Origin of the sequence: Nocardioides sp. W7, from assembly GCF_022919075.1 — a bacterium.
Classification (GTDB): Bacteria; Actinomycetota; Actinomycetes; order Propionibacteriales; family Nocardioidaceae; genus Nocardioides.
Genome location: NZ_CP095078.1, coordinates 1,037,327 through 1,058,950 on the forward strand (window position 1 = coordinate 1,037,327; position 21,624 = coordinate 1,058,950).

A 21,624-nucleotide genomic window follows, 5' to 3' on the forward strand; every position below is an offset into this window, starting at 1 on the left:
TCACTTCAAGGGAGGCGCGGATGGCCCGGACCGAGAGTGGGAGGGGCGGCGGCGACGCCCTGTCGACGCCGTTCACCCCCGGGATGCGCGACAACCCCGCCGAGCTGGCGGACTTCACCGACGGGATCGTCGGCCGGCCGCTGCCGCTCGCCGACCCGGACCCGCCCGCCCCCTCGCCCGAGCAGGCGTTCGCCGCCGAGTGGCGCAACGCGGCGTACAACTGCTTCTCCTCGGGGCACAAGTTCTGCCGCGAGGTGTGCCCGGTGATGCAGGTGACCCGCAACGAGTCGTGGACCCCGACCGCCTTCCACGCCAACGTCGTGGCGATGGAGCGCGGCGAGCTCACCGTCGAGGACGTCGCCGCCGACTACGTCAACTGCACCCAGTGCGGGGCCTGCGAGCTGCGCTGCCCCAACACGCTGTTCACCGGTGACTTCTACCGGTTCCGCACCCGCACGGTCGACGTCGTCAAGGCGGTGCGGGCCCTCGCCGTCGACCAGGGCGTGCACCAGGAGGGCTGGCGCACCTGGAACGCCCGCACCGACGAGCTCACCCACGAGCCGGTGCTCGGCGAGACCCCGGTCAGCCAGGAGCACGTGCGCGACTGGAGCGCGGGACTCGACCTGCCGATCGGCGGCGAGACGGTGCTGTTCGTCGACTGCGAGGCGGCGTTCTACCGCACCTCGGTGCCGCGGGCGGTGGCCCAGATCCTGACGCTGGCGGGCTACGAGTTCGGGCTGATGGGGGAGCAGTGGTGCTGCGGCGGCCCGGCCGCCGAGATGGGGTACGTCGAGCAGGCGCAGCGGTTCGCCCGCCACAACCTCGACGACTGGCGCTCGACGGGCACCAAGCGGGTGCTCGTGCTCGACCCGCACGACTACATCTCGTTCACCGAGGACTACCCCCGCTACTTCGGCGAGGAGTACGACGGCATCGAGGTCGTGCTGGTCGTCGAGCTCCTCGCCCAGCTGATCCGGGAGGGCCGCCTGACGCCGTCCGTCCCCGTCGAGCGGGCGATCACCTATCACGACCCCTGTCGGCTCAACAAGCGCAAGGGGATCTGGCAGGAGCCCCGCGAGATCCTCCGCGCGATCCCCGGCCTGACCTTCCACGACGTCGACCGGGTCACCCAGTGGTCGTACTGCTCCGGCGGCGGCGGGGGCCTGCCGATCGAGAAGCCGGAGCTCACCGAGCGGATCTCGGCGAGCCGTCTCGAGAAGGCGGCCGCCCTCGAGGTCGACACCCTGGTCAGCGCCTGTCCGTGGTCCGAGCGCCCGCTGTCGGCGGCCGGGGAGGGCCACGACATCGACGTGGTCGACCTCCACGAGCTGCTCGCGGCCTCCCTCGGCATCGAGGTCGGGGGCACGACGGACGGAGGCGTGTCGTGACCCTCCAGCTCGAGCGCCTCGACGAGGTGGTGACCGCGCTGCGCACCGTGCTGGCCGACGACCAGATCCTCACCTCCAAGGCCGACCGGCTGAACCGTGCCCGCGTCCCCGCGCCGTTCCCGGTGCACCGGTGGGCCGAGCGGCTGCCCGACCTGGCCGTGCTGCCGACCAGCACCGAGCAGGTCGCCGGCGTGGTCCGGATCGCCAACGAGCTGCGCGTCCCCGTCGTACCGCGGGACGGGGGGACCGGGCTCACCGACGGCGCCGTGCCGCTGCGCGGCGGCATCGTGCTCGACGTCAAGCGGATGAACGAGATCCACGCCCTCGACCTGGAGAACCGCACGGTGACCGTCGGTGCCGGCATCAACATGCTCAAGCTCAACGAGCAGCTCGCGCGGCACGGTCTGTTCTACCCCGACGACCCGGCGTCGTACCCTTGCTCGCTGGTCGGCGGGCGGATCGGCACCAGCGGCTGGTCGCTGATCGGCGCCCGGTACGGCCACACCCGCGACCTGGTGCTCAGCTTTGACCACGTGCTCCCGACCGGCGAGGTGATGCACGTCGGTGACGGGATCGGCCACCAGATCAGCAAGTCCTCCAGCGGCTACCAGCTCAAGCACCTGTTCATGGGCCACCAGGGCACGCTCGGGGTCGCGACGGAGGCGACGCTCAAGCTGTACCCGAAGCCGGAGGCCGAGCTCTCGCCGTTCTGGGCTTTCGACGACTACGACGACGCCTACCGGTGCGTGGGCGCGCTGGCCCGGGCCGGGGTCGCGACCTTCGCCGGGGCGGTGCTCTTCGACGAGTGGAAGGTCGCCTACCTGCGTCGCGACGACGAGGCCTACATCCCCCAGCCCGGCGACGTGCGCGCCCTGGTCTGTGCGGTGCTGTACGGCTACGAGGACGAGGTCCGCCCGGCCGGGCGGCGGCTGTTCCGGATCGCCAGGGAGTACGGCGCCCGCTACCTCGGGGACGAGATCTCCGAGGGTGACTGGGCCGCCCGCCACGACCGCTACGCGACTCCGCTGCACGGCCGCACCAAGGACGGCCAGGTGGTCCCGATGAGCTGGCACTGCGAGGACGCCGCCATCAACTACACCCGGCTGCCCGCGGTCTCGAAGGCCTGGCACGAGATCGTCGCCGACCTGCGCCGTCGTACCGACGTCTTCGACGACTGGGGGATGTTCGCCTACACCTCCGCCGACACCGGCGTCGACTACCTCACCGAGATCGACGTCGGCATCTGGGAGCAGCACCTCGACGACCGGGCCTGGGAGCTCTGGGTCGCGGCCAAGCGGGACCTCGCCGCGGTCGCCCTGGCCCATCGCGGCTCGATCAGCGCCTGCCACGGCTCGTGCCGCGAGGGCGAGGTGGACCTCGTCCCGGACGAGCTGGGCCGCGGGTACGACCTGATGCTCGACCTCAAGCGCACCCTGGACCCGAACAACATCATGAACCCCGGGAAGTACCACCTCGACCGGGCCTACGAGCCGGGCGGCCGGTGATGTGCCCCGAGGAGCAGGACCGCCCGATCGGCTACCGGTACGCCGAGCAGCACGAGCCGCCGCCGCCCGAACGGGCCTCCGACGTGGCCCTCACGACCTTCGAGCACGTCTTCGAGGTCGACCCCCGGCTGATGGAGCGCTGGGTGCTGCAACAGCAGTTCCCCAACTGGGACAGCCTCCGGATCATGAACAGCCGGCACGACCACCTCGACTGGATGCACCGCCACTTCGCCGACCGGGTCGTGACGGGCTCGGAGCTGCTGGCCGAGGTCGAGCACGACCCCCCACCGCCCGGACCCGCCGCGCCGGCCAGGTAGCCCGGCCCTCTCGAGAAGGAGTCACCCGATGAGATTCAGCTACGCGATGTTGCCGGACTACCCACTCACCGAGTCCCTGGCGTCGATCAGGCGGGCCGACGAGCTCGGTTTCCACGCCGTCTACGCGGCCGACGAGACCTGGCACAAGGACCTGTGGCTGCTCTTCGCCGCGGCCGCGGCGTCGACCAGCCGGATCCGGCTCGGCCCCAGCATCTCCGGGGTCTGTCTGCGCGAGCCGACGCTGATCGCCCAGGCCGCGGCGACGCTCGACGAGCTGACCGGCGGGCGCGCCGAGGTCGCCGTCTCGAGCGGCAATTTCGGGCTGCTCGCGCAGTACAAGATCGACTGGGCGAAGACCAAGCCTCTGTCGCGGGTCAAGGAGTCGGTGCACGTGATCCGCACCCTGCTCGACGACGGCGTGATCAGCTTCGACGGCGAGTTCTTCTCCTACGACGGGCTCTTCACCTTCGCCCGCCCGGTCCAGGAGCACCTGCCGGTGAAGATGGGCGCGATGCGCGGACCGAAGTCCTTCGAGGCGGCGACGGAACTCTCCGACGGCTGCCACCACGCGCTCAGCTACACCCGCGAGGCCTACGAATACATGATGGAGCACTGCGCCATCGGCGCGGAGCGGGCCGGCAAGAACCTGCAGGACCTCGACCTGGGCTCGTGGGTGGTGTTCTGCGTCGCCGAGGACTCCGCGGTCGCCAAGGACGCGGCCCGCAGCATGGTCGGCCTCTACGCCTCCTCGATGCCGCACGAGCAGCTGAAGCGCAACGGCGTCCAGCCCGACGAGGTCGCACCGATCATCGCGGCGATCGGCGCGGGCGACATGGCGCGTGGGATCGAGCTGACCACTCCCGACCTGGCCGAGCGTCTCTCCATCGCCGGCACGCCCGAGGAGGTCACCGCGAGGATCAAGGAGCAGATCGAGCCGACCGGGGTCAACCACATGATCCTGGCCATCACCGACGCCGCCCTGGTGAAGGCGCTGATGGGTCGCGAGCTCGAGGGGGTCCCGGACATCAACTCCCAGCTGCAGCTCGTGCACGACCAGGTGATGCCGGCGTTCGCGTGAGCCGCGACGACGGGTCCGGGTTGGCAGAGGGGGCGGGATTCGAACCCGCGGTAGGTCTCCCTACGACCGCTTTCAAGGCGGTTCCGATCGGCCGCTCCGGCACCCCTCCTCGCGCATCCGGGGATGCGCCGGGGAGAAGTCTAGGCGGTGATCACTCCGAGCCGCCGAGCTCCAGCTCCACGTCGTCGTAGGCGAGGTCGTTGAGCCGCTGCACGTGGTGGTGCACGTCGACCACGAGCCGCTTGAGCTCGATGCGGACCTCCTCGACCGATTCGGTCTCCAGGACGACGCTCCCGAGCCGGTTGAGCCGGCCGAGCAGCACGTTGCGCTCCCGGAACGCCGTGCCGCCGCGGGCGGCCAGCCAGCCGTCGTCGGGACCCGCCGCCTCGCCGGCCAGCGCGTCGCGCAGCGCCGCCATCCGCTGCCGGACCACCCAGCGCCAGTTGCCGAGCGGCACTCCCCGCTGTCGCGGCGCGTCGAGGGCCAGATCGAGGCCCTGGAGCGCGATCGTCAGGCGGGCGGTCATCCCGCTGGTGGTCGGTGTGCGGGTCGTGGCCATGGGCGCCTCCCGGCTGCGTCTGGGGCTCGAGTGTGACCCAGCTCACGACCGATCACAAGGCCGTCGAGGGCCGGATTGGCCGGTGCCCGGACCGGCGTTGTCCAATAGGAGGGTGCCAGACCCCGCTCCACTCCCGCCCGCCGACGCCGCCTCGGTGGACTACCGACTCAACCCGGCGTTCGCGGCCCGGTTCGTGGGGCTCGCCCTGGTCCTCACCGCCCTGCTGATGTTCGCCGCGACCGCCCTGGTGGCCGTCCTCGACCTGCCCGCCGACGTCCTGGTCGTGCTGCTCGTGGTCAGCGTGGTGGCGGTCTTCGTGCTGGGCTGGCGGCTGCGCTCGCGGTCCTTCGTGCTCCGCTGCGACCGGGACGGCTACCGGGTCGGCCTGGTCCGGGGCGCCGGCGTGACTGCGGCCCGGTGGACCGACGTCGCGGACGCCGCCACCGCCTCGCCGCGGGGCATCCCCTGCGTCGTCCTGCACCTGAAGGACGGCCGGACCACCACGATCCCCGTGCAGGCGCTCGCGATCGACCGCGAGCAGTTCGTCCGCGAGCTGCAGCAGCACCTCCAGCGTGGTCAGGGTCTGCGCCCGGTCTGACCGCCCGGCCTGATCACCCGATCTGACCGCGAGGTCGGGGCTGATTCGTGGATCGCCGCACCGGCCTAGTAGCCTGTCGGCGCTGTCGAGGAGGCGTCGCCTAGTCCGGTCTATGGCGCCCGCCTGCTAAGCGGGTTTGGGGCTACAACCCCATCGAGGGTTCAAATCCCTCCGCCTCCGCCAGAGATAGACGCAAGGAAACCCCCGGTGAGCCTGGCTCGCCGGGGGTTCCTTCGTTCCGAATTCAGGACTCGGGGCTCAGGCCTCGACGGACGGGCCCGCGAGGGCCTCGACCCGGCCGTCGGTCGGGTCGGCGTGGTGGCGTCCGATGGGCAGCACCATCGGCTTGCCCGAGACCGGGTCGGGGACGACGCGGGAGGCCATGCCGAAGACGTCACGCACCGTCTCGGCGGTGAGGACCTGGCCGGGGTCGCCGGCGGCGTACAGGTGGCCCTCCCGCACGGCCACCAGGTGGTCGGCGTAGCGCGCGGCCAGGTTGAGGTCGTGCAGCACCATCACGATGGTCGTGCCGCGGCTGCGGTTGAGGTCGGTGAGCAGGTCGAGTACGTCGACCTGGTGGCTGACGTCGAGGAAGGTCGTCGGCTCGTCGAGCAGCAGGATGTCGGTCTGCTGGGCCAACGCCATCGCGATCCAGACCCGCTGGCGCTGGCCGCCGGACAGCTCGTCGACGCTGCGGTCGGCGAGCTCGAGGGTGTCGGTGAGCCGCAGCGCCTCGGCGACGGCGGCGCTGTCGTCGGCGGCCCAGCGCGAGAGCACCCGCTGATGGGGGTTTCGGCCGCGGGAGACCAGGTCGCCGACGACGATGCCCTCGGGCGCGACCGGCGACTGCGGGAGCAGCCCGAGGGTGCGCGCGACGTCCTTGGTCGGCAGCTTGTGCAGTGCCTTGCCGTCGAGGAGCACCCGGCCGCCCCGGGGGGCCAGCAGTCGCGACATGGCCCGCAACAGGGTGGACTTGCCGCAGGCGTTCGCGCCGACGATCGCGGTGATCTGCCCGGGCGGGACGACCAGGTCGAGGTCGTCGATGACGGTGCGGTCGCCGTACCCCAGGGTGATGCCCTCGACGACGAGGGAGTGGGCGTCGGTCACAGCGATCCTCCGGAGCGGTTGGAGCGGACGAGGAGGTAGATGAGGTACGGCGCCCCGAGCGCGCCCGTGATGACGCCGACGGGGTAGCGGTTCTCGAAGGCGAACTGGCCGAGCAGGTCGGCCGAGGACACCAGCAACGCGCCGACGAGGGCCGCGGGGACCATCAGGGAGCCTCCGGACCCGATGATCCGCGCTGCGATCGGGCCGGACAGGAAGGCGACGAAGGCGATCGGGCCGGCGGCGGCCGTGGCGAAGGCGATCAGCGCGACGGCGGCGACGATCGCGACCAGCCGGGTGCGTTCGACGCGGACGCCGAGGGCGGAGGCCGAGTCGTCGCCCTGCTGGAGGAGGTTGAGGTTGCGGGCCTGGGCGAGCAGCACCGGGCAGGCGACGAGCATGGCCAGGGCGAGCGGCCGGGCCTGGTCCCAGGACGCGTTGTTGAGGCTGCCGGTCAGCCACCGCATCGCGGTCTGCACGTCCCAGACCGCCCCCTGGAGCAGGACGTAGGAGACCACGCTCTCCAGCATCGCGGCAACGCCGATGCCGATCAGGATCAGCCGGGTGCCGACGACGCCGTCGCGGAACGCGAGGAGGTAGATGACCAGGGCGGTGCCGAGCGCCGCGGCGATGGCGAGCGCCGAGACGGCGGCCCCGTCGAGGGAGTAGACGACGATCGCGATGACCGCCGCCGCGCTCGCCCCGGAGCTGATCCCGATGATGTCGGGCGCGGCCAGCGGGTTGCGCAGCATGGTCTGGAAGGTGACCCCGCCCAGGCCGAACGCCGCACCGGTCAGCACGGCCAGGCTGGCGCGCGGCAGCCGGAGCTCGCCGACCGTGAACGAGGCCCCGGGCACGACCTCGCCGCGGATCACGTCGAGCACCTCGCCCGGCCCGTAGAAGGTGTTTCCGATCATCAGGCTGGTCGCGTAGACGCCGGCCACCAGGACCGCGAGCACGACCATGACGAGCAGGCGTCGTACGGCGCGCCGGCGGCGGCCGCGGGCGACGCGCACGACCGGGTCGACGGGAGCCCGAGGGGCGTCGAGGGTCTGGGCACTCACAGGGAACGCACCTTCTGCCGGCGGACGATGTAGATGAAGAACGGTGCCCCGATGAGCGCCGTGATGATCCCGACCTCGATCTCCTCCGGACGCGCGACGACCCGGCCGACGACGTCGGCGACGGTGAGCAGGGCGGCGCCGACGATCGCGGAGAGCGGCAGCAGCCAGCGGTGGTCGATGCCGATCAGCAGCCGGCACAGGTGCGGGACCACGAGGCCGACGAACGCGATCGGGCCGGCGACGGCGGTCGCGGCACCGCACAGGACGACCGCGCCGACGAAGGCCAGCAGCCGGGTCAGGACGACCCGCTCACCGAGACCGGCGGCGACGTCGTCGCCGAGGGCCAGCGAGTTGAGCCCGCGGGCGGCGAGGAGGCACAGGACCGCGCCCACGGCCAGGAAGGGCAGCACCTGGCCCATCCGGTCGTACGACGCCCCGCCGACGCCGCCGATCTGCCAGAACCGGAAGCTGTCCAGGATGTCGACGCGCGGCAGTAGGACGGCGTTGATGAGCGAGCTGAACGCGGCCGAGGTCGCGGCTCCGGCCAGCGCCAGCTTCAGGGGCGTGGCGCCACCCCGGCCCAGGGAGCCGATCGTGTAGACGAAGGCGGCCGCGAGCGCCGCTCCGGCGATGGCGACCCAGGTGTACGACGCGGGCGAGGACAGGCCGAAGAAGGCGATGCCGGAGACGACCGCGAGCGAGGCGCCGGTGGTGACGCCGAGGATGCCGGGGTCGGCGATGGGATTGCGGGTCACGCCCTGCATCACGGCGCCGGCGAGGCCCAGGGCCGCCCCGACGAGCATGGCCAGCACGGTGCGGGGGATGCGCTTCTGCACCGCCGCCTGGGCGATGTCGGCCTCGCCGCCGCCCAGGCCGGCGACCACGTCGTGCCAGCCGACCGTGCGGACGCCGAAGGCGACCGAGGCCAACCCGGCGAGCACCGTGACGAGCAGCGCCCCGGCCACCCACAGGACGCGGGTCGTCCCCGACCGTCGCGTGACGGTCGGGGACGACTGCGGGGCCAGGGTCGCGGTCACTCCGCCTTGGCGGCGGCGGCGCCGAGCAGCTCGAAGTACTCGTCGACGCCCCAGCCGATGGACAGCGGGGAGGGGTTGGCCGAGGCGGCCAGCGGGGTCGACTCCTCGAGGATGGCGATCGAGCCGCGCTTGATCGCCGGGATCTTCGACAGCAGCGGGTCGGCCTGGAGCTGCTCGATCAGGTCGCCGTCGGGGTCGCCGTACGTGGCGAAGACGTCGACGTCGGCGAACGCCTCGGCGTCCTCAGCGCTCCGGGTCACGTAGAACTCCTCGGTCTTGGCCGACTCCTCTTCGACGATCGCCGGGTTGGTCATCCCGGCGGCGAGCATGAAGCCCTGGCGGGTGTCGTGGCTGGTGTAGAAGCCGATCTGGCTGAGGTCCTTCGGGTCGAGGAAGGCGAACATGATGCTCTTCCCGGCCAGCGCGGGCTGCGCGGCGTACGACTCCTCCACCTGCGCGTCGAGGTCGGCGATCAGCTCCTCGCCCTCCTCGGCCAGGCCGAGGGCCTGGCTCTCCATGGTGATCATCTGCTCCCAGGTGGTGGCCCAGGCGACCTCGGGGTAGGCGACCACGGGCGCGATCTTGGTGAGGGTGTCGTAGTCGTCCTTGGTCAGGCCGGAGTACGCCGCGAAGATCACGTCGGGCGCGGTGTCGGCGACGGCCTCGAAGTCGATGCCCTCGGTCTCGTCGAACAGCACGGGGGTCTCGGCGTCGAGCTCCTTCAGTTGCTCCTCGACCCACGGGAGTACGCCGTCGTTGTCGTCGTCGCCCCAGGTCGCCTTGCTCATCCCGACGGGTACGACGCCGAGCGCGAGCGGGACCTCGTGGTTGGACCAGGCGACGGTCGCGACCCGCTCCGGCTTCTTCTCGATCGTCGTCTTGCCGAAGGCGTGCTCGATGGTGACCGGGAAGGCCGCGGACGAGTCACCGCCGGATGCGCCGGCTTCGGTGTCGCCGGACTCGCTCTCGCTGCCGCAGGCGCTGAGGGCGAGAGCGAGGGCGGCGGCGGTGGCCGCCGCGAGGAGGCGTGTGGAACGCATGGAGGTGCTCCGATCGTGATTAGGTAAGGCAACCCTAAAGGATCGATGCGTCTTCATGTGAGTCGGTGTGCGGTTTGCCCCCCCCAGGTCGGCGGGAGGGGTTGCCAGCAGGGCGTGGCCCCACCGACAGTGGAAGCCCGGACAGAAGGACACCCCCATGAACCTCGCTCGCAAGGCAGCCCTCCTCGCCGCCGCCACCGTCGTCACCTTCGGGCTGGTCGCGCTGCCGGCCCCGGCCCAGGCCAGCAGCTGGGGCTGCGGCGGCTTCTGCCGCGTCGTCCGGTAGCGCTTTCCCGGTCAGCTCTCGGTGGGCGTCTCGTTGCCGGAGACGCCGCGGGTGCCCATCGTGTAGCCGAGCTGGAAGCGCGTCTCGGCGTCGTACTCCTGCTTCAGGTCGGCCACGTAGCCGGCGTACGTCCGGGGGCTGACGCCGAGTCGCTTCGCGCTGACCGGGTCGGAGTGGCCCTCGATCAGCATCCGGATCGTCATCGCCCGCTGCTCGGCGGCGATGTCGCGCATCATCGACGACTCCCGGTTCGCGAAAGGCCGGCCGCGCTCCCAGGTGCGCTCGAAGATGTCGACCAGGTAGGCCACCACGGACGGCTCGCGTACGGCGATCGCGGTGCGCAGGTCGTCCGCGGCGGGAATCACCGCCACCCGCCGGTCGACGACGATCATCCGGTTGAAGAACTCGTCGAGGGTCCGGACCTCCGCACCGCGCTCGGTGACGGCGGTGACGTACTTGTGCGTGATCGAGCTGCGCCGGGCGCTGTGCTGGTAGAGGGTGCGCATCCGGGTGCCGCGCTCGAGCATCGCGATGTCGCGCACCGCTGCTTCGGCGAGTGACGGCGCGTCGCGGCCGGCCTGCGGCTGCGCGGTCAGCATCTCGTCCTCCGCCTCGGACACCAGGCTGGTGAGGAACGGGCCGATCGCCTCGTCCCGCAGGTAGGTGAAGGGCCCGTGACCGGCGGTGGACGGCGCGCGTCGCCAGCTGGTGCTCAGGCCCGCGAAGGTCCGGGCCCAGTGGGAGGACTCCTCCAGCAGCCGGGAGCCCTCCTGGGTGAGCGGGGAGACGACCCGCGACTGGACCGTGCTCGGGTCCTCGGCCACCCAGGTGTCGGACTCCGCGTCGCGCCGGACCAGGCCGAGCTCGACCAGCAGCCCGAAGGCGCGGTGCTGCGCGCCGCCCGCCACGATCCGCTCGTCGGTCGCGGCGAGTCCGCCGGAGGCGAGCGCCTCGTCGTAGAGCGACGTCGACTCGGCCTCGAACAGCGCGCGCCGCTCGGGACCGGAGATCTCGGGGCCCTGACTCGACACGGGCACATGCTCGCACAGGCGACGTCGGCCCCGCCCGAACCGGGCGGGGCCGACGTCGATGGGTCCTGGGGTCAGGCGCCGAGGCGCGCGCGCAGCCCGTCGAGCTCGGTCCAGAGCACGGCCGGGAGGTCGTCGCCGAACTTCTCGAACCACTCCTGGATCTGCGGGAGCTCGGCCTTCCACTCCTCCGGGTCGACCGCCAGGGCGGCGGCGAGCGCCTCCTCGGTCATGTCGAGACCGTCGGTGTCCAGGGCGCCCGGCGTCGGCACGTAGCCGACGGGGGTCTCCACGGCGTCGGCCTGGCCGTCGATGCGCTCGACGACCCACTTCAGCACCCGGCTGTTCTCGCCGAAGCCGGGCCACAGGAAGCCGCCTTCGTCGTCCCGACGGAACCAGTTGACGTAGAAGATCTTCGGCAGCTTGGCGGCGTCGTTGTCCTTGCCGACCGTGATCCAGTGGTTGAAGTAGTCGCCGGCGTTGTAGCCGATGAACGGCAGCATCGCCATCGGGTCGCGGCGTACGACGCCGACCGCACCGACCGCGGCGGCGGTCGTCTCGCTGGACAGGGTGGCGCCCAGGAAGGTGCCGTGGGTCCAGTCACGCGCCTCGAAGACCAGCGGGACGGTCGTCTTGCGCCGGCCGCCGAAGAGGATCGCGTCGATCGGGACGCCGCGCGGGTCGTCGTACTCGTCGGCGAGGATGTCGCACTGCTTGATCGGGGTGCAGTAGCGGCTGTTGGCGTGGCTGGAGAGCTCCTCGGACTCGGGGGTCCACGGCTCGCCCTTCCAGGAGGTCGCCTGCGCGGGCGTGTTCTCCAGGCCCTCCCACCAGATGTCGCCCTCGGGGGTGAGCGCGACGTTGGTGAACACCGAGTTGCCCTTGTCGATGGTCTTCATCGCGTTGGGGTTGGTGTGGTTGTTGGTGCCGGGCGCGACGCCGAAGAAGCCGTACTCCGGGTTGACCGCCCACAGCCGGCCGTCCTCGCCGATGCGCATCCAGGCGATGTCGTCGCCGAGGGTCTCGACCTTCCAGCCGGGGATGGTCGGCTCGAGCATCGCGAGGTTGGTCTTGCCGCAGGCGCTCGGGAAGGCGGCAGCGATGTACTTGACGACGCCGGCCGGGCTGGTGAGCTTGAGGATCAGCATGTGCTCGGCCAGCCAGCCCTCGTCGCGGGCCATGACGCTCGCGATGCGCAGGGCGTAGCACTTCTTGCCGAGCAGGGCGTTGCCGCCGTACCCGGAGCCGTAGGACCAGATGGTCCGCTCCTCGGGGAACTGCACGATGTACTTGGTGTCGTTGCAGGGCCAGGCGACGTCGCTCTCGCCGTCGGCGAGCGGGTGGCCCACGGAGTGCACGGCCTGGACGAAGGTGGCGTCGAGCTCCTCCATCCGGCGCAGCACGTGGGAGCCCATCCGAGCCATGACGCGCATCGAGGCGGTGACGTAGGCGGAGTCGGTTATCTCGATGCCGAACATCGGCTGCTCGGCCTCGAGGTGACCCATGACGAAGGGGATGACGTACATCGTGCGGCCCTTCATGGCGCCCGCGTATAGCTTCGTCATCAGCGGCTTCATCTCCGCCGGGGCCATCCAGTTGTTGGTGGGCCCCGCGTCACGCTTGTCGACCGAGCAGATGTAGGTGCGGTCCTCGACGCGCGCGACGTCGATCGGGTCGGAGGCGGCGTAGAAGGAGTTCGGCTTGATCGCCGGGTTGAGCCGGGTGAACGTCCCGGTCGAGACCAGGGCGTCGGTCAGCTGGGTCCACTCCTCGTCGGAGCCGGTGCACCAGTGGATGCTGTCCGGCTGCATCAACTCGGCGAACTCGTTGACGAAGTCGAGGATGCCCTGGTGGGTCGTGGGAGCCGTCTGGTTCCGGGTCTGCGTGTCGGCTGTCATAGCTGTTCCCTCTCGCGCCGTGCACAGCGCCCGGGCCAGCGGGCCCGGGTCGCCGAGTCGTCGAGCGTGTCGACGTGGCTGTCGTGGACTGTTGCTGAATTCGCCCGGCACCGTTGCCCGACGAGATGGGTGGGCAGAGGCTAACCCGGTCCGCCGGTTCCACACATTGGATCGTTCAATGCGTACGACGACGGCCCGGACCCCCTGTGTGGGCAGGGAATCCGGGCCGTCGGGGGGTTGTTCGTCAGTCGCTCTCGCGCTCCACGGCGGCGGCCACGCGGCGGTGGGCCTCCCAGATCGCCTCGGGCATGTTGTCGAACAGCGCGAGGTGCTCGGCGCGGTGCTCCATCTCCTGCTGCCAGCGCACCTTGTCGATCGTCAGGATCGTCTGCAGGTCCTCGGGGCTGATCTCGACGCCCTCGAGGTTGAGCTCCTCCTCGGTCGGGATGATGCCGACCGAGGTCTGGCGGCCCTTGACCTCGCCGTTGCGCAGCTGCAGCAGCCACAGCAGCGGGCGCAGGTTGTCGCGGTAGCCGGGCCACAGGAAGTGACCGTCCTCCGGGTCGCGCTGGAACCAGTTGACGTGGGCGAAGATCGGCTGGTCCGTGGCCGCGCCGACGACGTCGAGGTAGTGCTGGGCGTAGTCGCCCTCGCCGTACGCCATGAACGGGCGGTTGGACATGGGGTCGTAGCGGAGCACGCCCTCCTTGCCCTCGGCGGCCGCGGTGGCCTCGGCGCCGAGCGTCAGGCCGTCGTAGACGCCCTCGGCGAGGTCGTGGATCGCGCGGATCAACGGCTCACGGTCGCGGGTGCGGCCACCGAAGATGATCGCGTCGATCGGCACGCCGGTCGCGGCGTCGTAGTCGGCGGCGATGTTGGGGACGTTGTCGAGCGTCGTCGTGAAGCGGCTGTTGGGGTGGGCCCAGGGCGAGGTGTCCGCGTCCTTGCGGTCCGCGATGGGCGCGCCCGTCCAGTCCAGCCAGCCGGCGGTCTCGGCGGGCGGCTGCTTGGTGCGGCCCTCCCACCAGACCTCACCGGTCTGCGGGTTGTAGGCGATGTTGGTGAAGATCGCCTGGGTGCCCTCGGCGATGGACTCCAGGGCGGTCGGGTTCGTGCCCTCGTTGGTGTCCTTGGCGACACCGAACACGCCGTACTCGGGGTTCATGCCCATCAGCCGGCCGGTCGACTCGTCGACCCACAGCCACGCGATGTCGTCGCCGTAGAACGAGACGTGGTAGCGCTCGCCCAGGACGTCGGGGGCCAGCATCATCGCCAGGTTGGTCTTGCCCGACGCACTCGGGAAGCCGCCACAGATGTGGTAGTCCTTCCCGGTCTCCTTGTCCTTGATCCCGATCAGCATGTACTGCTCGGCGAGGAACTTCTTCGACGCCCAGCCGTCGTAGGCGCCCTGGCGCAGGCCGTGGGCGATCTTGCCGAGCAGCGCGTTGCCGCCGTACGACGAGCCGAAGTGCAGGATCGTGCGCTCGTCGGCGACGGTCACGAAGTAGCGCTTGTCGTCGGCCGTGCCCTGACCGAGGTTCTCCAGGTCGCCGGTCACGTGGACGGCGCGCACGAAGTGGGAGGGGTCCTCGAGGCCGTCGAGGAAGTGCGCCCCCACGCGGGCCATGCGGATCATGTGCAGCACGACGGTGCGGGTGTCGGTGAGCTGGACACCCGCCGCCCACGGGGCGAGCTCGTTGCCGGGAGGCGACATCAGGTACGGGATGACGTACATGGTCTTGCCGGCCGACTCCCCGCGCATGAGGTCGTGCAGCAGCGGCTTCATCTCCGAGGCGGGGCGCCAGTTGTTGTAGACGCCCTTGTCCTTCTCGTCGTTGGTCGCCACGATCGTGCGCTCCTCGGAGCGCGCGGTGTCCTTGTGGTAGCTGCGGGAGTAGTAGCGACCCTCCCCGGCCGGCTCGAGCTCGCCGGCGTCCAGGCACTCCTGGATGAGGCGGGCGTCGTCGGCGGCGCTGACGACCTCGATGCGCTCCGCGCCCGTGAGGTCCGCGTACTTCCGGACGTACTCGAGGACGTGGGGGTTGGTCAGTCCGGCTGCCGTCAGGGCCGCCTCAACATCTGCCATCTCTGCCTGGCTCCCTCTCGTGGAACTGCCGTCGGCGGCGGGCCTGCTGTCCCGCCGGGTGGTGACGGCACCTTCCCACACCGTCCGCAAGGACCTCCACCGTGGTGGGGTCCGGCTGATTTCAGGATGCCCGAGGTGGTCCGCTATCCTCGTCCAGTCGCTCGCCTCGGTGGGTGAAGGGCGCCTGTAGCTCAACGGATAGAGCATCTGACTACGGATCAGAAGGTTTGGGGTTCGAATCCCTACAGGCGCACAGAACTTCGAAGCCCCAGGTCAGCGCGCTGACCTGGGGTTTTGTCGATTTCAGGGTGTGTCAGGACGGTCGGTCAGGACAAGCCAGATCGGGCCGAACTCGGCTCCGGGCACACTGTGGGCACACTGTGGGCACAGATCGTCGGCGACAGGGGCTCCTGAACCGGGGTCGCGAAGGGCGACGAGTACGTGTCCGGCGAAGCGATCGGTCGTTGGGATCCGCGCTGATCCCGTCTACGCATGCGTAGGGCTGGCGGCGTTTGCTTCCCGCTGTCGAGGCGGTAGGGAGAGGGTCCGAGTCGCGGCCAAATCACGTGGGCCAGCTCATTCGCGAGGGTGTGACGCAAGCCAGGTGTCACCGGTCGGTGCGGATTGTGTTCGTTGCAATATGCCTCACCGCTGCCGATCCGATGATGGCCCCGCCCGATGATGGCCCCGCCGGACCTGAGTGGCGCTGGGCCGCGGGCCGGCGGCCGTCCCTGCAGGACTTGTTCGGTCCACTTCTGCCGGTGGTGGCCCCTAGACTGCGCTTACGGGGGACAGATGCGGCGGGAGGTGTGTTGTGGCGGGTAGTGCTGAGCATTTCAAGGCTCTCGTGCGCAGTCACGCTGCCGGTGATGATGCCGCCTTCTACTCAGTCGCGATGCAGGTAGCGGCGCAAGAGGCGCGCAAGGGGCACCACAAGATCGCGGCCGACCTGAAGTCGGCGGTCGAGTCCTCCCGTAGTGCTGGCCCGAAGGTCACATCGATCGCTCAGCCGCGCGGCGATCTCGCCGATCTGGTCATCGCGTCGCATCCCGATGTTTCACTGAAGGAACTCGTGCTGCCGCCAGGGTTGGCGTCCCAGATCCAACGGATCCTGACCGAGCAGCGCCAGCGCAAGAACCTCTTGGGCCATGGCTTTGAGCCGGTGCATCGACTGCTGTTCGAAGGCCCTCCAGGAACGGGCAAGACGATGACAGCAGCAGTGCTCGCTCATGAGCTTTCGATGCCCCTGCTGACGATCCGCTTGGACAGCCTGATGAGCAAGTTCATGGGCGAGACAGCCAGCAAACTGCGGGTGATCTTTGACGCGGCCGAGCAGCAGCGTGCGGTTTACCTGTTCGACGAGTTTGACGCGCTCGGCGGCGACCGCACCGGCAACGACGTCGGCGAAGCTCGCCGGATCTTGAACTCATTCTTGGTGTTCTTGGAGAACAACAGGAGCGAGAGCCTGATCATCGCTGCCACCAACCATCGTCAGATCCTTGACCGAGCGCTGTTCCGGCGTTTCGACATGGTGTTGGACTACGCACTCCCAGACCCCAAGCAGGGGGCTGCGGTGATGCGTGGGCGTCTGGGCACACTGGCGAAGGGTGTGCGCTGGGCGAGCCTCGCGCCGGTGATGGAAGGTCTGTCTCATGCAGATCTCGTTCGGGCAGCCGAGTCGGCCGCAAAGAGCGTGATCCTGAACGGCAGCACTCAGATCACCCCCGAGGATCTGCGCGATTCGCTGGAGGCCCGGAGGGCGGGCAGCCTTGGCTGAACCTCGTCAGCATCTGAGCCATCTCCTAGTTGAGAACAGATCCACAGACGAGGAGTTCCGGCGACGCGGCGGAGGCGATCCCAAGGTTCGACCGGTCGAGAGCCGCTCTGGACATGGCGGAGAACGCCTCGTTGAGGTTCGAACAGCACTGGATGCAGCCGATCAGGCACGAGCCGAGCTGCTGACCGAGGAGGAGCTTCGCGCGCTCGGAACCGTGATCACCCTGGAAGGAACCAGCGCCGAGTATCCGCTTGCTATCGAACGCCTAGAACGCATGTCCGTGCACCGCAAGACGCCGAAGCGTCCGCAGTGGCTGCTCCTCTCGGTGCTCCCGGCGCAGCCTGACCTAGACCTTCCGGAACGAGCGATGGTATGGGTCAGTGACGAGTATCGAGCCCAGTTCCTGAAGCTCTTCGAGGACTACCTGGGGAGTTCCAGTTCCGCTGGCAATCCGAGGAACAACGAACTGGTGGCGAACATCGCCCGTATTCGTCAAAGTGTGCTCGCCGACTTGTGGCAGTCCGACGGCCAGCCCCCGCAGGCCGGGACGCGTTGGTGGGAGGTCTGGCTGCGGCCCACGACTGACGGCCCGGATCTCCTTCGTCGCTACGCGCAGTCCGCAGGATTTGGCGTTTCGTCGCGCGTCTTGCGATTGATCGACCGCAACGTGACGTGGGTGCAGGCCACCTGGTCTCAGCTCGAAGGTCTTCCGTTCACGGCGGTGCCGGTGGCGGAGATCCGTCGCCCTGAGTTCGTGGACACGATCGAGGACCTGACACTGGAGGAGCAGCAGGAGTACCTCGACGATCTTCTTGAGCGCCTCGAACCGGCCCCGGAGGCTGCGCCTGCTGTCTGCCATCTTGATACCGGTGTGGCGCGCACTCATGTGCTGCTGGGCGAATCGCTACCCGAGCAGGATCTGCACACCGTGCTCGGAATCAGTGGCTTCGATCGGGACGGCCACGGAACCAAGATGGCCGGAATCGCCTTGTTCGGCGACCTGGAAGGACAACTGGCAGGATCCGCTCCCGTGGTGCTGCGGCACCGCCTGGAGTCCGTGAGGATCTTCCCGCAGAACGGTGAACCGCAGCACGACCCGATCACCTATGGCGACGTGACGGCCCAGGCGGTCGCCATGCCCGAGACCGTCGCCAGTCGGAGCCGTGTGTTCTGCATGCCTGTCAGCGTCAAGTCCGACGCCGCTGACGTGCCGGGTCAGCCAACCCTCTGGTCGGCAACTGTCGATGCCCTCGCGGTCGGGGCTGAGGTTGTCCGTAACGGCGACGAACTTGAACTGCTCTCCGTGCCGGATCCTGAACGGGCTCGGTTGCTGGTGGTCTCGGCCGGAAACACCGACCAGTGCGTTGCTGATCACCTTGTTCAGTCTGATCTGTCAGCGGTCCTGGATCCTGGACAGGCCTGGAATGCCCTGACTGTAGGCGCACATACGGAGCTCACCGATCTGCCGACAGACCCTGCGTACACGGGGTGGGACGTGGTCGCCAAGGACGGTGAGCTTTCCCCGTACAGCCGTACGTCCTTGTTGTTTGGCATCAAGCCTTGGCCGATCAAGCCGGACATCGTGATGGAGGGCGGCAACGTCCTTCACGACGGGGCTTCGCTGTTCGAACCGGGTTTGCCGGTGCTCTCGACCAGAACCACCGGACATGCCACTGATCTCGCGCTGGCGTCGGCGCACGCGACCAGTGCTGCCACTGCTCAAGGTGCGCGCCTCGCTGCGCTGGCGATGGCCACCTACCCGGAGTATTGGCCTGAGACTATCCGCGCGCTTGTAGTGCACGGAGCAGAGTGGACCCCGGTGATGAAGGCCGCCGTGAAGGAGGCGGGCAAGTCCGGCAAGAAGAATCAGCAAGCCGTGCTGCGTCGATACGGCTGGGGAGTTCCGACGGAAGACCGCGTGCTCTATTCGACGGACCAGGCGGTGACTCTGGTCGTTCAAGATGAGTTCATTCCGTTCGAGGGTAACGAATTCAAGATCCCAGCGTTCCGTCTCCACGACCTGCCTTGGCCAACACAAGTTCTTCAAGATCTAGGTGACGCCCAGGTAGACCTGCGGGTCACACTCTCCTACTTCGTCGAGCCCACCGCGTCGCGCCGCGGATGGCGCCGCCGCTACAGCTACGCCTCCCACCACCTGCGCTTCGAAGTCCAAGATCCCTTGGAAACCGAATCGCAGTTCGTCCAACGGGTCAACCACGACGCTCGAACGGAAGAGGCCGGTGGACGCCCCGGGGGCGGACAAGTCAAGTGGCTGGTGGGCGCCAACCAGCGCAACCTCGGTTCGCTACACCAGGACATCTGGCAGACCTCCGGCGTCGAACTTGCGCACTCGGGAAAGCTCGCAGTCTTCCCGGTCGGTGGCTGGTGGAAGAACAACGCCGCCAAAGCCCGAGTCGACCAGCCGGTTCGGTACGCACTGGTGGTCTCCCTGAAGACTGCCGAACAGGACGTCGACCTGTACACCCCCGTTGCGAACACTCTCCAGATTCCGACCCCGATCGTGATCGAGTAGCTCATTTCGTTGCGGCTCATCGTCCGACGGATCTGCGCCGCCTGGTTAGCCAGTCACTGGCGACGATAAGTCCACCCATGCCGCTGGCCGGCTGAGTCATTCTGGGCTACGCATAGGGCTACCGACCCCGATCTGATTGGCGAGGCCGCCGGGTCAGGAGCTCGACCTCTTTGGCGTAGGTCGTCGGCTCGTCCCGCGTAGTAGAGCTCGGCAACGTCAGTGCTGTGGCCGGCCCAGTCGGAGGCGAGGTAGATGCTGATGCCGGCGTCGAGCCAGTGGGTGATGGCGGCCTTGCGGAGTGTCTTGGGCGGCATGCCGACGAGCGCCGGTCTTGAGCTACCGGCGAAGATGCGTTCGCAGGCTGCCCGCCAGTAGGGCTCGGTGATGTTGCCCCAGGAGAGCCGAGCGCGTCCGGAGGGGCTGGTGAAGGTGCGGTCGTGGCCGTCGTACCCGCGCTCGAGGTGGATGCGGAGGGCGCCGGCGGTCTCGGGGATTGCGGGGACCTGGCGGGTGTCGCCGGCTTCGCGGTGCTTCAGGTTGCGGGTACGTCGGCCGCGGAGGGCGGTCTCGCGGTCGTAGACCGCGGCCTCGGTCTCCTCGAAGGTGACGACGGTCGGTTCGGTCGCGGTGCCGAAGGCGATGAGCTCTGGTCGATGGGCGACGAGCTCGCCGGGTCGGGCGGCGAGGGTGCCGGCGGCGAGGACGAGGGCTCGGAAGCGTTCACCTGTTGGGTGACCGTCCACGACGGGACCGAGGGTGGCGATGGCGTCGGCGAGGTCGAAGACCTCGTCGATGGAGGGGACGAGCCGGGTGGTCACCCTGGTGGGCTTCGGGGCCGGGGCGAGCTTGGCAACGCCGGCAAGAGGATCGCCGACGGTGTGGCCGCTCTGCATGGCGGCCTTCACGATCATCGACAGCGTCACGAAGAAGGCGCGGACGGTGGCGGCGGACGCGTGGATCGGTCGGAGCGAGATGTCGGTCTCGCCTCGGGCGATGGCCGTAGTGAGGTGGCGGTCGTTGGCGGCGCGGGTGCGGTCGTTCACGGATCGGCGCGCGACGAGGGCCAGGCGGAGGTCGTCGGCGGTGAGGTCCGAGAGGAGGATCGATGCGCCCGGCTGTGCCGCCGGGTGGGTGCAGCGGGGGTCGCCGGGCCGGTAGGTGAGCAGGTCCATGGCGACGCGCATGTTGCGTCGGTGGCCCAGCATGTTCTTGTCGCCGAAGGTCGGGCCCATGATCGGCCACCACACGTCGTCGCAGTACGACGCGAAGCTCCGGGTCGATGGACTCGTCGTGGCCGGCGCGGCCTCGGGGGAGGCGCGGTGGTCTTGGGATGCCGAGCTGAGGGTCGGGTCGACGGGCCAGCCGCGGTCGTCGGCGTCCCAGCCCATGAGCTTCGCGCGTAGGAGCTGGTAGCGGAACGTGCGGGCGTACCCCTTGGTGCGGAAGGTGCGCTTCTTCAGGACCTCGTTAACCCGCCAGCGGACGAACCAGCGGGCGGCGGCCTTGTCGTTCTCGGCGACCGTCCGGCCGTCGGGTGTTCGTCCCTGGATGGCGTAGACGCCCCAAACCGTCACTGAACCTGCTTGGCGACCAGGAAGTCGCGGACGTCGGAGGGGCGGAACCGGATCTGACCGTTGACGCGAATGAAGGTCGGGACCAAACCGGTACCAGGACCCTTCGCGGTCCACTTGCGGACGGTCGACTCGCTCACGGAGAGCCAGGCGGCCAGGGCTCGCATGTCGATGAGCGGCTCGTCCGGTACGGCGCCGGTCGTCGCGAGAGTGCTGTCGGGGTGAGTCGCGATCGAGTAGCTGGTCATGGCTTCCTCCACGGGGTCGAGTCGCTGGACTGACGCCGGGCAGAGCGCGAGCTGCTGGGGAGCCCGGCACCCTCCAGAAGCCCCACGGAGGGCCACGGATCGGCCGAAGAGCGAGTGGTGAGCGAGGACCCGCATGGTGGTGAGCGTCGCCTACCCGAGTGGTGAGGCGGTGGTGAGCCGCTCATCAGTGGATAGTCGGCTGGCTATCCACAGGGACGAGTCGGTCGGTGTGCACCTGTAGGCCACTGGCGCTGACTGGGCTCATGTCCGTCAAGCCGTCGCCATCGGGGCGCTGTCTGCGCTGCAACCACCCGCTGCCGCTCTCCCGGGGTGGGCGACCGAGGATATGGTGCTCCCAGCGGTGCCGTCGGGCGGCATACGAGGAGCGCCGGGCGGCGGCGAGCGGCGCCATCGCGGTCAGGGTCGTCGAGGTGCAGTCGGAGGCCCCGCGCCACGACCTCGACGACTGCGTCGCGGCGGTGGTCGCATCCTCGACGGCGTGCCGGC

The 21,624-nt window shown here is 69.4% G+C and carries 18 protein-coding genes and 3 tRNA genes; 10 read left to right on the top strand and 11 right to left on the bottom strand.

Going from position 1 to position 21,624, the window contains the following annotated elements; genetic code table 11:
- The first annotated feature begins 20 nt into the window (after nt 1–20).
- From MUB56_RS05030 to MUB56_RS05045, 4 genes are read left to right on the top strand one after another with little or no spacing between them, the layout of a single operon-like run.
- Nucleotides 21–1,388, top strand: a complete 1,368-nt coding sequence (locus MUB56_RS05030) for a (Fe-S)-binding protein (protein WP_244930812.1) — start codon at nt 21–23, stop codon at nt 1,386–1,388.
- On the top strand, nt 1,385–2,893 hold the full coding sequence (locus tag MUB56_RS05035) for an FAD-binding oxidoreductase (RefSeq protein ID WP_244930813.1): 1,509 nt from the start codon (nt 1,385–1,387) through the stop codon (nt 2,891–2,893). Before MUB56_RS05030 ends, MUB56_RS05035 begins: the two co-directional genes overlap by 4 nt.
- Nucleotides 2,890–3,210, top strand: coding sequence for a hypothetical protein (locus tag MUB56_RS05040; RefSeq protein WP_244930814.1), 321 nt, complete (start codon nt 2,890–2,892; stop codon nt 3,208–3,210). Before MUB56_RS05035 ends, MUB56_RS05040 begins: the two co-directional genes overlap by 4 nt.
- Before the next feature lie 28 nt (nt 3,211–3,238).
- Nucleotides 3,239–4,288: an LLM class flavin-dependent oxidoreductase gene (locus MUB56_RS05045; protein WP_244930815.1), complete on the top strand. Its 1,050-nt coding sequence runs from the start codon at nt 3,239–3,241 to the stop codon at nt 4,286–4,288.
- Between the two features lie 21 nt (nt 4,289–4,309).
- Here MUB56_RS05045 and MUB56_RS05050 read toward each other — a convergent pair.
- A tRNA-Ser gene (locus tag MUB56_RS05050) sits at nt 4,310–4,397 on the bottom strand.
- Between the two features lie 42 nt (nt 4,398–4,439).
- Entirely contained in the window at nt 4,440–4,847 is a 408-nt protein-coding gene (locus MUB56_RS05055) for a hypothetical protein (RefSeq protein WP_244930816.1), read from the bottom strand.
- A 112-nt stretch (nt 4,848–4,959) separates the two neighbouring features.
- On the opposite strand from MUB56_RS05055, the gene MUB56_RS05060 reads away from it, so the two are divergent.
- Nucleotides 4,960–5,445 (top strand): hypothetical protein, encoded by a 486-nt coding sequence (locus MUB56_RS05060; protein WP_244930817.1) that lies wholly within the window; start codon nt 4,960–4,962, stop codon nt 5,443–5,445.
- A gap of 89 nt (nt 5,446–5,534) precedes the next feature.
- Nucleotides 5,535–5,628: transfer RNA gene (locus tag MUB56_RS05065), tRNA-Ser, on the top strand.
- A 75-nt stretch (nt 5,629–5,703) separates the two neighbouring features.
- Here the strand turns inward: MUB56_RS05065 and MUB56_RS05070 are convergent.
- The 4 genes from MUB56_RS05070 to MUB56_RS05085 are packed head-to-tail and all read right to left on the bottom strand — an operon-like array spanning nt 5,704 to nt 9,690.
- On the bottom strand, nt 5,704–6,552 hold the full coding sequence (locus tag MUB56_RS05070) for an ABC transporter ATP-binding protein (RefSeq protein WP_244930818.1): 849 nt from the start codon (nt 6,550–6,552) through the stop codon (nt 5,704–5,706).
- Complete coding sequence (locus MUB56_RS05075) at nt 6,549–7,613, bottom strand: iron chelate uptake ABC transporter family permease subunit (RefSeq protein WP_244930819.1); 1,065 nt, start codon at nt 7,611–7,613, stop codon at nt 6,549–6,551. Before MUB56_RS05075 ends, MUB56_RS05070 begins: the two co-directional genes overlap by 4 nt.
- Nucleotides 7,610–8,650: an iron ABC transporter permease gene (locus MUB56_RS05080; protein ID WP_244930820.1), complete on the bottom strand. Its 1,041-nt coding sequence runs from the start codon at nt 8,648–8,650 to the stop codon at nt 7,610–7,612. The genes MUB56_RS05075 and MUB56_RS05080 overlap by 4 nt, the downstream gene beginning before the upstream one ends.
- A complete protein-coding gene (locus MUB56_RS05085) occupies nt 8,647–9,690 on the bottom strand; it encodes an iron-siderophore ABC transporter substrate-binding protein (protein WP_244930821.1) in 1,044 nt (347 codons plus the stop codon). Before MUB56_RS05085 ends, MUB56_RS05080 begins: the two co-directional genes overlap by 4 nt.
- Before the next feature lie 157 nt (nt 9,691–9,847).
- On the opposite strand from MUB56_RS05085, the gene MUB56_RS25865 reads away from it, so the two are divergent.
- Nucleotides 9,848–9,976: a hypothetical protein gene (locus MUB56_RS25865; RefSeq protein ID WP_280637367.1), complete on the top strand. Its 129-nt coding sequence runs from the start codon at nt 9,848–9,850 to the stop codon at nt 9,974–9,976.
- A gap of 11 nt (nt 9,977–9,987) precedes the next feature.
- Here the strand turns inward: MUB56_RS25865 and MUB56_RS05090 are convergent, their stop codons facing one another.
- From MUB56_RS05090 to MUB56_RS05100, 3 genes are all read right to left on the bottom strand, one after another.
- Entirely contained in the window at nt 9,988–11,007 is a 1,020-nt protein-coding gene (locus tag MUB56_RS05090; protein WP_244930822.1) for a LuxR family transcriptional regulator, read from the bottom strand.
- 71 nt (nt 11,008–11,078) lie between these two features.
- Nucleotides 11,079–12,902 carry a phosphoenolpyruvate carboxykinase (GTP) gene (locus MUB56_RS05095; RefSeq protein ID WP_244930823.1) on the bottom strand — a complete coding sequence of 608 codons (1,824 nt, stop codon included), beginning with the start codon at nt 12,900–12,902 and terminating at the stop codon, nt 11,079–11,081.
- Nucleotides 12,903–13,146: 244 nt separating this feature from the next.
- On the bottom strand, nt 13,147–14,988 hold the full coding sequence (locus tag MUB56_RS05100; protein ID WP_244930824.1) for a phosphoenolpyruvate carboxykinase (GTP): 1,842 nt from the start codon (nt 14,986–14,988) through the stop codon (nt 13,147–13,149).
- A gap of 180 nt (nt 14,989–15,168) precedes the next feature.
- On the opposite strand from MUB56_RS05100, the gene MUB56_RS05105 reads away from it, so the two are divergent.
- The 3 genes from MUB56_RS05105 to MUB56_RS05115 all read left to right on the top strand — a co-directional run bounded on the left by MUB56_RS05105 (nt 15,169) and on the right by MUB56_RS05115 (nt 19,298).
- Nucleotides 15,169–15,241, top strand: a tRNA-Arg gene (locus MUB56_RS05105).
- Nucleotides 15,242–15,835: 594 nt separating this feature from the next.
- The gene (locus MUB56_RS05110) at nt 15,836–16,765 is read left to right on the top strand and encodes an ATP-binding protein (RefSeq protein WP_244930825.1); all 930 of its coding nucleotides are present in this window, start codon (nt 15,836–15,838) and stop codon (nt 16,763–16,765) included.
- Nucleotides 16,758–19,298 carry a S8 family peptidase gene (locus MUB56_RS05115; protein ID WP_244930826.1) on the top strand — a complete coding sequence of 847 codons (2,541 nt, stop codon included), beginning with the start codon at nt 16,758–16,760 and terminating at the stop codon, nt 19,296–19,298. The genes MUB56_RS05110 and MUB56_RS05115 overlap by 8 nt, the downstream gene beginning before the upstream one ends.
- Nucleotides 19,299–19,351: 53 nt before the next feature.
- Here MUB56_RS05115 and MUB56_RS05120 read toward each other — a convergent pair whose 3' ends face one another.
- The gene (locus tag MUB56_RS05120; protein ID WP_244930827.1) at nt 19,352–20,872 is read right to left on the bottom strand and encodes a site-specific integrase; all 1,521 of its coding nucleotides are present in this window, start codon (nt 20,870–20,872) and stop codon (nt 19,352–19,354) included.
- Nucleotides 20,869–21,117 carry a helix-turn-helix domain-containing protein gene (locus tag MUB56_RS05125; protein WP_244930828.1) on the bottom strand — a complete coding sequence of 83 codons (249 nt, stop codon included), beginning with the start codon at nt 21,115–21,117 and terminating at the stop codon, nt 20,869–20,871. The genes MUB56_RS05120 and MUB56_RS05125 overlap by 4 nt, the downstream gene beginning before the upstream one ends.
- Between the last annotated feature and the right edge of the window lie 507 nt (nt 21,118–21,624).

Bases quoted from the DNA above. Each gene is read 5' to 3' on its own strand.
- MUB56_RS05095 (WP_244930823.1), bottom strand. From the start codon at position 12,902: ATGACAGCCGACACGCAGACCCGGAACCAGACGGCTCCCACGACCCAC.
- MUB56_RS05055 (WP_244930816.1), bottom strand. From the start codon at position 4,847: ATGGCCACGACCCGCACACCGACCACCAGCGGGATGACCGCCCGCCTG.
- MUB56_RS05125 (WP_244930828.1), bottom strand. From the start codon at position 21,117: ATGACCAGCTACTCGATCGCGACTCACCCCGACAGCACTCTCGCGACG.
- MUB56_RS05045 (WP_244930815.1), top strand. From the start codon at position 3,239: ATGAGATTCAGCTACGCGATGTTGCCGGACTACCCACTCACCGAGTCC.
- MUB56_RS25865 (WP_280637367.1), top strand. From the start codon at position 9,848: ATGAACCTCGCTCGCAAGGCAGCCCTCCTCGCCGCCGCCACCGTCGTC.
- MUB56_RS05030 (WP_244930812.1), top strand. From the start codon at position 21: ATGGCCCGGACCGAGAGTGGGAGGGGCGGCGGCGACGCCCTGTCGACG.
- MUB56_RS05100 (WP_244930824.1), bottom strand. From the start codon at position 14,988: ATGGCAGATGTTGAGGCGGCCCTGACGGCAGCCGGACTGACCAACCCC.
- MUB56_RS05085 (WP_244930821.1), bottom strand. From the start codon at position 9,690: ATGCGTTCCACACGCCTCCTCGCGGCGGCCACCGCCGCCGCCCTCGCT.